Genomic DNA, 9,574 nt, shown 5'->3' on the forward strand with positions numbered 1-9,574 from the left:
GGTGCTGCCGTCGCCTACTTTGCTGGCCCAGGCTTTGGTGAAGAGGTCTTTTTCCTCTTCGGAGGGAGTATCGTGCCAGAACACGATCAGGGTACCCTTGTGGTCGTGCAGCTGGCTGACCTTTTCGATGAAATGCTCCTTGCCCGTCATGTCCGCCAGGGCGGCGACATAGCCATACACGCGCGTCAGGCGCTCGATACGGTCAGGTTCGGTAAAGCTGTTGGTTGCGGTAATGGTCGGGTGATCTAAAAACATGCTCTTCTCCGTTCGGCCCCCGGGGGCATATGGTTGGCAATGTACCTATAAAAGTTGCTGATGTAAACGCGATCCCGGTACACTTGTCTCCAACCCGCCAGCTTATCAGAACATCATAGTTGACAACAAGTTAGCAAAATGTCTTCCGCTCTCAGCAAGCAACCACAGGTCCGACGGCGCGGGCGCCACGTTTCGCTCGAATTCACGCCGGGCGAGATCCAGAGCCAGATGGACCCGGCCGATCCCTACAGCCTGGTGCTGGCCTACGCCCGCGCCATGATGTGCTTCGTGCTGTTCAAGCCGCGTCCGCAGCATATCGTGATGGTGGGCCTGGGCGGCGGTTCGCTGGCCAAATTCTGCTACCGCTACCTGCCCAACAGCCGCATCACCGTGCTGGAACTGAGCGAAGACGTGATCGCCCTGCGCGAGCGCTTCAAAATCCCGCAAGACGACGAGCGCTTCAAGGTGATTCACGCCGATGCGGTGCGCTACATGCCGCAATTGCGCGACTCCGCCGATGTACTTCTGGTCGATGGCTTCGACGCCGAAGGTTTGCCGCCAGCCCTGACCAGCGCACGCTTTTACGCCGATTGCCGGCGCGCGCTACGGCCGGATGGCGTGCTGGTCGCTAATATGTTTAGTTACGATCCGCGCTACCCTTCCACCCTGGCCCGCCTGCGCGACTGCTTCCAGGAGCGCATCTGCCAGTTCACTGGCATCGCCGGCAACAACCGCATCGTGTTCGCCATCCGCCCCGGACGGACGCCCGGCATGCCCGCCAGCCGCATGCAGCGCAAGGTGGCGGCCTACGGCGGCTACGGCCCCGGCCTCGGCTTTGCCCTCGCCAACCGCCTGCTGGCTCACTGGACTGTTGCGCGCTTGCGCCGCACAGTTGACGTTTGAGCGGCAAATATTTCCACCATGCACCAATTTATGCCACACTGAAGGGCGCAGCCGGACGCCCGGTCTGGCATTTTTGCAACCATTCAGGGACGACATGGCGAATCGCCGCAGGAGAACATCGGTCTACGGAGCAGCCGCGCTGACATTTGGCGCCGGGCTTGCCGTTACCGCCATTCTCTTCGTCGCGGTCAGCGCCCTCGAATACGGCAAGCTGGAACTGGGTTTCCAGCAGCGCGCCAATGTGCGGGTGGCCGCCATTCGGCGCGGGCTGGACGACGCGGTGGAAGTGCTGAGCATGACCAATCAGCTGTTCCGCACCGTGGCGCCGGTGTCGCGCGAGCAGTTCCATACCTTCACCGAGCCCCTGGTCCTGCGCTATCCCTTCATCCAGGCCTTTAATTACCACCGCGTCGTCCCGCTGGCCGAACGCGCCGCTTACGAAGCGTCGATGCGGCCCCGCTATCCCGGCTTCACCATCACCGAGCTATCGGAATCCGGCATCGCGACCGCGCAGCAGCGCGACTTCTACAACGTGGTCGATTATCTGGAACCGCTGGAAGGCAATGAAATCGCGCTGGGACTGAATGCAGGCAGCAATCCCTCGGTGCGCAAGGCGGTCGACCGGATTCTGCGCACCGGACGCCCGGCCGCCACGGCCCTGATCCAGCTGGCTCAGGGTTCAGTGGGCAACCGCGGCTTTGTGATGATCATGCCGGTCTACCGTCCTGGCGCGCCCACCGAAACCTACGAAGAGCGCCGCGCGGCATGGATCGGCGACACCGCCGCCGTGATTCGCGGCCACCATCTGGTCTACACCATCCTGCAAAACAATGGCCTGCTGGACGATCCCCAGGTCATGCTGCGCGTGTACGCCGGCGATGCGCGCGATGCCGACAATCTGGTCTTCAGCCATGGCGTGCAGAACGAGCCGGAAAGCATTTTCGAAGGCCYGCACCGCGTGCTGGGACTGAACTATCGCGACCGTGATCTGCGCAAGTTCGATGTGCTGGGCACCTCCTGGAGCGTGCGCATCGACGCCCTGCCCCGCCCCTTCCTGGATGACCATCTCGGTTCGCTGGGCACGCTGCTGGGCGGCATCCTGTTCAGCCTTCTGAGCGCGGTGCTGGTGCACACGCTGGTGATGCGCTCGCGCCGGGTGCAGCTGCTGGTGGATGCGCGCACCGCCGATCTCCAGCGCAGCAACGAGCGGCTGAACGCGGACGTGGCGGCGCGCAAACACACCGAACGCGCCTTGCAGGACAGCGAACAGCGCTTCCGCCGACTGCTGGCCCTGTCCTCGGACTGGTACTGGGAGCAGGACTCGCAATACCGCTTCACCAATATCACCGGCGCCTTCTTCGAAAAAGGCCACCTGACCAAGGAAAACTACATCGGCCGCACGCGCTGGGAATCCTACCCGGAGATGCTGAACACCAAGTGGGGCCGCGAGCATATGGCCCGCTTGCAGGCCCGCCTGCCGTTCTCCAATCTGGAATACTCGATCGTCGGCAACGACGGCGTGACGCGCTGGTTCACCACCAGCGGCGAGCCGGTGTACGACGCGCAGGGTAATTTCAAAGGCTACCGCGGTACCGGCAGCGAGATCACGGGCCGCAAACTGGCCGAGCAGCGCATCCAGCATATCGCCCACCACGACGTGCTGACCGGCCTGCCGAACCGCATGCTGCTGCAGGACCGCCTGCAACAGGCCATCGCCTATGCCAACCGCTCCGGCCATCCGCTGTGGGTGATGCTGATTGACCTGGACCGCTTCAAGTTCGTCAACGACTCGCTGGGCCACAAGGCAGGCGACCTGCTGCTGAAGACCGTGGCCACGCGCCTGCAATCGAGCGTGCGCGAGAGCGATACCGTGGCGCGTTTGTCGGGCGACGAATTCGTGGCAATTCTGAGCGAGTATCCGGACGAGTCCCTGTCACCGGCGATCGTGGAGCGCGTGATGAAGGCGCTGGCGCAGCCGGTCATGCTGGAGGGTAAAGAGTTCTTCGTCACCTGCTCCATCGGCGTAGCGGTGTACGAGGCGGACGGCACGCCGGCCCAGCACCTGATCGAACACGCGGACATCGCCATGTATTCGGCCAAGAAGCGCGGCCGCAACTGCTTCCAGTTCTACCAGCCTGCCATGAACGAGGAGGCGCAGGAGCGCATCCGCATCGAGAGCGCGCTGCGCAATGCGCTGGAGCGCAATGAATTCGTGCTGCACTATCAGCCGCAGGTGGACATGGAAACCGGCCGCATTATCGGCATGGAAGCCCTGCTGCGCTGGCAGCATCCGGAACTGGGCATGGTGCCGCCGGCGCGCTTCATCGGTCTGGCGGAAGAAACAGGGCTGATCGTGCCGATCGGCGCCTGGGTGCTGCGCACGGCCTGCATGCAGGCCAAGACCTGGCACGACGCAGGCTTCAGCGGCCTGCGCGTGGGTGTGAACCTGTCGGCCCGCCAGTTCGGCCAGCAGAATCTGGTGGCGTCGATTGCGGGCGTGCTGGCTGAATCCGGCCTGCCTCCGTCCGCGCTGGAAATCGAGCTGACCGAAAGCCTGTTCATGAACGATGTGGCGCAGGCCGTCAGCCTGCTGCACGAGCTGAAGGCCCTCGGCGTGGCGCTGGCCATCGACGATTTCGGCACCGGCTACTCAAGTTTCTCTTACCTGCGCAACTTCCCTATCGATGTCCTGAAGATCGACCGTTCCTTCGTTTCGGACATCGCCACCGATGCGGATGATGCGGCCATCATCATCTCCATCATCGCCCTGGCCCACAACCTGAATCTGCGGGTGATCGCAGAAGGTGTAGAATCCGAGGAGCAGCTGGAATTCCTGCRCCGTCACGGCTGTGACGAAATGCAGGGTTATTATTTCAGCCGCCCGGTCGCCCCGCCGGAGTTCGAGCAGATGTTGCAAGAGGGCAAGCAATTGGATGGCGGGCAGCCGGCACTGCTGCGTGCCTGACCGCGCCGAAACAGGGAAAAGAAAAATGCAAACCACACCTCTGCACCGCCAACAGGTGCGCTCAGACCATCGCACGCGCGATGTAGTGAATCAGGCCATTGCCGCCCTGCCCGAGATCGGGCTGCGCCGCGCTGCCGAATTTCTGGCCGCCATGGGCGTGCCGCACCAGGTTGCCGTGCGCACGCTGATCTATCCTGACCAGCGCCGTGTTTAAGCATGCAACGGCGGATCGATGATCCGCCCTACCTGACACGATCCGGCGTAGGGCGGATCATTGATCCGCCATTTCAGCTCCGCCTACTTCTTCCTGGCCTGCGCCACCTGCTGCCGCGCAGCCTTGCGCAACTCGGCCTGTTCGAAACGCGCCTTCTGTTCCTCGGTTTCCGGCACCAGCGCCGGCACGGCCAGCGGCTTGCGGTCCTTGTCCACCGCCACCATCGTGAAATAACAGCTGTTCGCATGGCGCACCAGGCGCTGCTGGATGTTCTCCGTCACCACGCGAATGCCCACCTCCATCGACGTCCGGCCCGTGTAATTCACCGACGCGAGGAAGGTCACCAGCTCGCCCACATGAATCGGCTGCAGGAACATCACCTGATCCACCGACAGCGTCACCACATAGCTGCCCGAATAGCGGCTCGCGCAGGCATACGCCACGCTATCCAGCAGCTTCAGAATCGCGCCACCGTGTACGTTGCCGGAAAAATTCGCCATATCCGGYGTCATCAAAACAGTCATCGTCAGCTCGTGAGCCGACCAGTGCATCGGGCTTTCCATTTCAGGACATCCAGTTGTTGTAATGCCCCTAGCTTACCAGTTCAGCGCGCAGGCGGCGAAGCGGTGACTTTGCCGACGCTGAAAACGCCCGAAAACGCTGGATCTTCGCCGGACATGGCGATACCCAGCGCACCACCCGTGGGCTGGTTGCCCGACAAATCCATCTTGCCGCAATAGCCCGTGCAGATCCACGCAGTGCCCGCCTGGTAGCGTGCGTCCAGGCTGATCACCTTGCCAAGGCGCTCCTGAATGCGCTGGCCAAATGGCGCGCCGCCGATGCTGCTGAAGCGGCTTTTGCCCAACTGGGCGTGCAGGTTGCCGACCAGGACCAGGTTGTATGCCTTGTGCGAGTAAGCGGCCAGGAAGTTGCGCGCCATGGCCTGCCCGCGGTCCGCTTCACCGGCATCCGCATCGATACCGGACAGCGTCACACCGGGCGCCGGCAAGCCGCGCAGATCGCGGTACAGCGCCAGCATGGCCTGGCTCGCGCGTCCGTCTTCGGTCTTCCAATGCGGTGCGGACAGCAGCACCGGCTCATCCGCCTCCTTGCGCAGATAACGGCCCGCGGTCGCAGACTGCGAAGCCGGGAACTCAAGGAAGACGCGCACCTCCTCGCCATTGCTCACAAACTCGCGCACGCACTGGCTGAAGAACTTCGGAATCTCCGTCGTCCCATGCAGCTCACCAAAAATCACCGTACCCGCCTGCGGCATTTGCGCCTTCAGCGTGGAATAGCAGCTTGCCTGCGCAAGCGAAGTAACAGACCAACACACGGCCAGCAGGCCAATCGAAGTTCGCATAGGTAGATATCCCGATTTCGCCAGACCTTATTCGACCATATTTCTTCATAAACCACCACAAATGGCTTATGCTTGCCCGCATGCTGAACGTAGACCTGTTAAAAACCATTGGCCTGTTTTTCGTCACCGCCATTGCTGAACTGCTTGGCTGCTACCTGCCGCTGCTCTGGTTCAGCGGTAAAGGTCCCGCGTGGCTGCTGCTGCCGGCGGCGGCCAGCCTGGCGGCGTTTGTGTGGCTGCTGACCTTGCACCCGGCAGCAAGTGGCCGCGTGTACGCCAGCTATGGCGCGATCTACATTACCGCTGCCATCGGCTGGCTGTGGGTCGTCGACGGCCTGCGTCCATCGGCAACGGATCTGATTGGCGCGGGACTGGCACTGGCCGGGGCAGCCGTCATCAGCGCCGGTGCGCGCTCATAAAGAAAGGGAGAAACAATGAAGTGGAGACTATTGGCGGCGTCAATGGCGTATGCAGCGGCGTCCTATGCGCAAGCGGCGCTCACGGCGGATCAGGTGAAGTCGTTTACCCTGCCGAACGGAATGAAGTTCATCGTCCTCGAAAGCAGCGCGATTCCGAACGCGAATATGTACACCTTCTGGAAAGTCGGTTCGCGCAATGAAGCGCCCGGCATCACCGGCCTGTCGCACTTCTTCGAACACATGATGTTCAACGGCTCCAGGCATTACGGACCGAAGATGTTCGACCGCACCATGGAAGCCAAAGGCGGCGCGAACAACGCTTACACCAATAGCGACGTGACGGTGTATCAGGACTGGTTCCCTGCCAGTGCGCTGGAAACCGTGTTCAAACTGGAAGGCGACCGTATCGCCAGCCTGTCCATCGATCCTAAGATGGTGGAGAGCGAGCGCGGCGTGGTACTGTCCGAACGCAGCACGGGACTGGAAAACTCCAATGTGCGCATGCTGATGCAAGACCTGAACAGCGTCGCCTTCACCGCCCATCCTTATGCGATTCCCACGATCGGCTGGGAATCCGACATCAAGTCGTGGAACCAGAAAGACCTGGAGAACTACTTCCACACTTACTACACGCCCAACAACGCGGTGGCTGTGATCGTGGGCGATGTGAAAGTGGACAACGTGAAGCAGCTCGCAAACAAATACTTCGGCAGCATTCCCAAACGCCCTGTTCCGCCGGCCGTACGCACCAAAGAGCCTGAACAGAAAGGCGAACGCCGCCTGTTTATCGCCAAGGCCAGCGCCAGCGCGCCGAACGTGATGGTCGCTTACAAGGTGCCGGAAGCGAGCCACCCCGACTACTATGCGCTGGACGTGCTGCAAAGCCTGCTCGCGGACGGCAAGACTTCGCGCCTGTACAAGGCCCTGGTCGACACGCAGATCTCCAACAGCGTGTCCGCCTTCAGCACCGACGGTTTCGATCCCGGCCTGCTCTATTTCTACACCGTCTCCGCCGGCAATGTGGGCACCGACAAAATCGAAGAAGCGCTGCTGGCTGCGATCGACAAAGTGATCAAGGACGGCGTCACGGAAGAAGAACTGCAGAAGGTGAAGAACGCCAAGTTGCTGAACCTCTATCGCGCGCAGGAAACCATCAACGGCAAGGCGCTCCAGCTGGGCAATCACGAAGTATTCTTTGGCGATTACGGCAAGATGTTCGATGAACCTGCCCAATACGAAAAGCTGACCGTGGCCGATATCCAGAACGTGGCCGCCAAATATCTGAAGAAGTCGCAGCGCACCATCGGCGTGCTGGCCGCGAAAGAGGAGTGAACGAATGAATAAACTGATCGCACTCACCCTCGTTGGCGCCGCTGCGACCGCGCAAGCCGCCGACTTCAAGCTGCCCGCCTTTGAAACCACCAAGCTGCCGAACGGTCTTACCGTCTACATGATGGAGCGCCACGAAGTGCCGCTGATTTCCGTGCGTGCCGTGGTGAAGGCCGGCGCTGTGAACGRCGGCCAGCAGCCCGGCCTTGCCAACCTGACCGGCGATGCCATCCTGCTCGGCAGCCTGACACACAACAAGGCCGCCATTGACGAAGCTTTCGACTTCCGCGGCGGTGTGCTGTCCGGCGGCAGTGGCACGGAACAGAGCACGGTGCAGGCGAACTTCGCTCAGAAGGACATCCCTGTCCTGCTGCCGCTGTTTGCTGAACTGATGCAGCAGCCCAGCTTCGACGCCAAGGAGCTGGACAAGCTGCGCGGCCGCAAAATGAATGTGCTGCGCCAGGCCAAGGAAAGCCCGCGCCAGGTGGCGGGCACCTATTACCGCGCCATGCTGTTCGGCGGCGCGGCATATGGCAATCCGCCAGGCGGCACCGTCAACAGCCTGGGCGCGCTGAAGCAGGACGATGTGCAAGGCTTCTACCAGCACTACTTCCGTCCCGATAACGCGGCCATCATTGTGGTCGGCGACTTCGATCCGAAAGCGATGCGCCAGCAGGTCGAGACGCTGTTCGGCCAGTGGCATGCGGAAGGCCCGGCGCCACAGCGCGCCGATTACGGCCAGGTGCATGCGGACAAATCGCGTGTGTGGCTGGTGAATAAGTCCGATGCGATCGAAACCACTTTCCTGATCGGCGGTCCGGGCATCGCGCGCAATGATCCGGACTATGTACCGCTGCAGGTGCTGAACACGATTCTCGGTGGACGCTTCACCTCATGGCTGAACGACGAGCTGCGCACCAATACCGGCCTGACTTACGGCGCCAGCAGCGCCTTCAGTCCTTTGTCGCAGACCGGCACTTTCTCGATCTCGTCCTTCACCGCGCTGCCGAAAACGGAAGCGGCGCTGGACCTGGCGCACAAGACTTACGAGCGGCTGTGGGACAAGGGCATCGACAAAGCTACGCTGGAATCGGCCAAGGCCTATGTGAAGGGCCAGTTCCCCCCGCGCTTCGAAACCAGCGAACAGCTGGCGGCCCTGCTGGGCGATATGTATGCGCTGGGTGTGAGCCGCGACCAGATCGACAACTTCATGCGCGATGTGGACAGCTTGACACCGGAACGCGCCAGGCTGCTGGTCGAGAAGCATTTCCCGCGCAAGAATCTGCAGACCGTCCTGGTCGGCAAGGCGGAGTCGATCCGCCAGATCGCTCAGAAGTATGGCGAGGTGACCGAGCTGGAAATTACTGCTGACGGGTTCCAGCCTAAACCCTAACCCCTAACCCCTGGTGGCAGCCACGATGTGGCAGCCACCTTGTCAGAGCCGCGGGTTTCGGCGAAGTGGCAGCCACCTTGTCAGAGCCGCGGGCTGCGGCGAAGTGGCTGCCACATCGTGGCTGCCACTAGGGCTTGCCGGTTTTAAAGTCCCTGCGCCTCGATATCTGCCAGGGACTCGCGTCCCTTGGCGGTGACTTCAAAGCCGCCTTCCACCGCAACGATGTGCGACTTCTTGCCGAGGAAAAGCGCCACATCCGCATCCACCGGCGCGGCAGTGTTATCGATCAGCGCTTTCAAGGTCATCACGCAGCGCCGCAGGAACAGGCGTTCCTTGCCCTGCTCCGTGAGCGTGATACGGCCGTCGCGGCCAAAGGAAATCAGTTTGATGCCGGACAGGCGCTTGCTGTTGCGGCCCACGCAAGCGCTAGGCTTGCCCTTGATGCCGCGGGCAACCTCGTCCAGCGCGTTGAATTCGTCGGTGCTTAATTTTTCGTTCTTCATTGCTTGCTAAATCCATGATGGGCTACTGCGGCCATCATGGTACGCGCCCACGCGGGGCGGAGCAAGCTACTTGAACGCGCGGAATGCCAGCCAGACGATGGCGAAGCCTGCCACTGCACCAATACACAACAGCGCCTGAGTGGTTCGCGTGTGCAGGTCGATACGGCGACCAAGGTAGATCTTGTTGTGCAGGGAATTGCCCATGATGGCCTCCGGTAGATCAATGAGAC

At 61.7% G+C, this 9,574-nt stretch carries 10 protein-coding genes; 6 read left to right on the forward strand and 4 right to left on the reverse strand.

Translation table 11 applies throughout. The features are described from left to right. Nucleotides 1-255 (reverse strand): hypothetical protein (locus tag AB4Z11_RS12495; RefSeq protein ID WP_442025571.1); only part of this gene is annotated, 255 nt, incomplete at its 3' end. A 138-nt stretch (nt 256-393) separates the two neighbouring features. Between AB4Z11_RS12495 and AB4Z11_RS12500 the strand changes: the two genes are divergently transcribed. The 3 genes from AB4Z11_RS12500 (at nt 394) to AB4Z11_RS12510 (ending at nt 4,337) form a co-directional block, all read left to right on the forward strand. Continuing rightward, nucleotides 394-1,158, forward strand: coding sequence for a methyltransferase domain-containing protein (locus AB4Z11_RS12500; protein WP_442025572.1), 765 nt, complete (start codon nt 394-396; stop codon nt 1,156-1,158). A 94-nt stretch (nt 1,159-1,252) separates the two neighbouring features. Continuing rightward, complete coding sequence (locus AB4Z11_RS12505) at nt 1,253-4,123, forward strand: bifunctional diguanylate cyclase/phosphodiesterase (RefSeq protein ID WP_442025573.1); 2,871 nt, start codon at nt 1,253-1,255, stop codon at nt 4,121-4,123. A gap of 25 nt (nt 4,124-4,148) precedes the next feature. Next, nucleotides 4,149-4,337, forward strand: coding sequence for a hypothetical protein (locus tag AB4Z11_RS12510; RefSeq protein WP_442025574.1), 189 nt, complete (start codon nt 4,149-4,151; stop codon nt 4,335-4,337). Between the two features lie 83 nt (nt 4,338-4,420). On the opposite strand, the gene AB4Z11_RS12515 is transcribed toward AB4Z11_RS12510, so the two are convergent. Both AB4Z11_RS12515 and AB4Z11_RS12520 read right to left on the reverse strand, forming a co-directional pair. After that, nucleotides 4,421-4,888 carry an acyl-CoA thioesterase gene (locus tag AB4Z11_RS12515; RefSeq protein ID WP_442025580.1) on the reverse strand — a complete coding sequence of 156 codons (468 nt, stop codon included), beginning with the start codon at nt 4,886-4,888 and terminating at the stop codon, nt 4,421-4,423. A 53-nt stretch (nt 4,889-4,941) separates the two neighbouring features. Beyond that, complete coding sequence (locus tag AB4Z11_RS12520; RefSeq protein WP_442025575.1) at nt 4,942-5,700, reverse strand: hypothetical protein; 759 nt, start codon at nt 5,698-5,700, stop codon at nt 4,942-4,944. Between the two features lie 80 nt (nt 5,701-5,780). On the opposite strand from AB4Z11_RS12520, the gene AB4Z11_RS12525 reads away from it, so the two are divergent. The 3 genes from AB4Z11_RS12525 to AB4Z11_RS12535 are packed head-to-tail and all read left to right on the forward strand — an operon-like array spanning nt 5,781 to nt 8,841. After that, a complete protein-coding gene (locus AB4Z11_RS12525; protein WP_442025576.1) occupies nt 5,781-6,119 on the forward strand; it encodes a YnfA family protein in 339 nt (112 codons plus the stop codon). Between the two features lie 42 nt (nt 6,120-6,161). Next, nucleotides 6,162-7,451 (forward strand): M16 family metallopeptidase, encoded by a 1,290-nt coding sequence (locus AB4Z11_RS12530; RefSeq protein WP_442025577.1) that lies wholly within the window; start codon nt 6,162-6,164, stop codon nt 7,449-7,451. 4 nt (nt 7,452-7,455) lie between these two features. Then, complete coding sequence (locus AB4Z11_RS12535; protein WP_442025578.1) at nt 7,456-8,841, forward strand: M16 family metallopeptidase; 1,386 nt, start codon at nt 7,456-7,458, stop codon at nt 8,839-8,841. 143 nt (nt 8,842-8,984) lie between these two features. Here the strand turns inward: AB4Z11_RS12535 and AB4Z11_RS12540 are convergent, their stop codons facing one another. Further along, on the reverse strand, nt 8,985-9,344 hold the full coding sequence (locus tag AB4Z11_RS12540; protein WP_442025579.1) for a hypothetical protein: 360 nt from the start codon (nt 9,342-9,344) through the stop codon (nt 8,985-8,987). Nucleotides 9,345-9,574: the final 230 nt, after the last annotated feature.

The organism is Pseudoduganella sp. RAF53_2, from assembly GCF_052113985.1.
Lineage (GTDB): Bacteria > Pseudomonadota > Gammaproteobacteria > Burkholderiales > Burkholderiaceae_D > Rugamonas.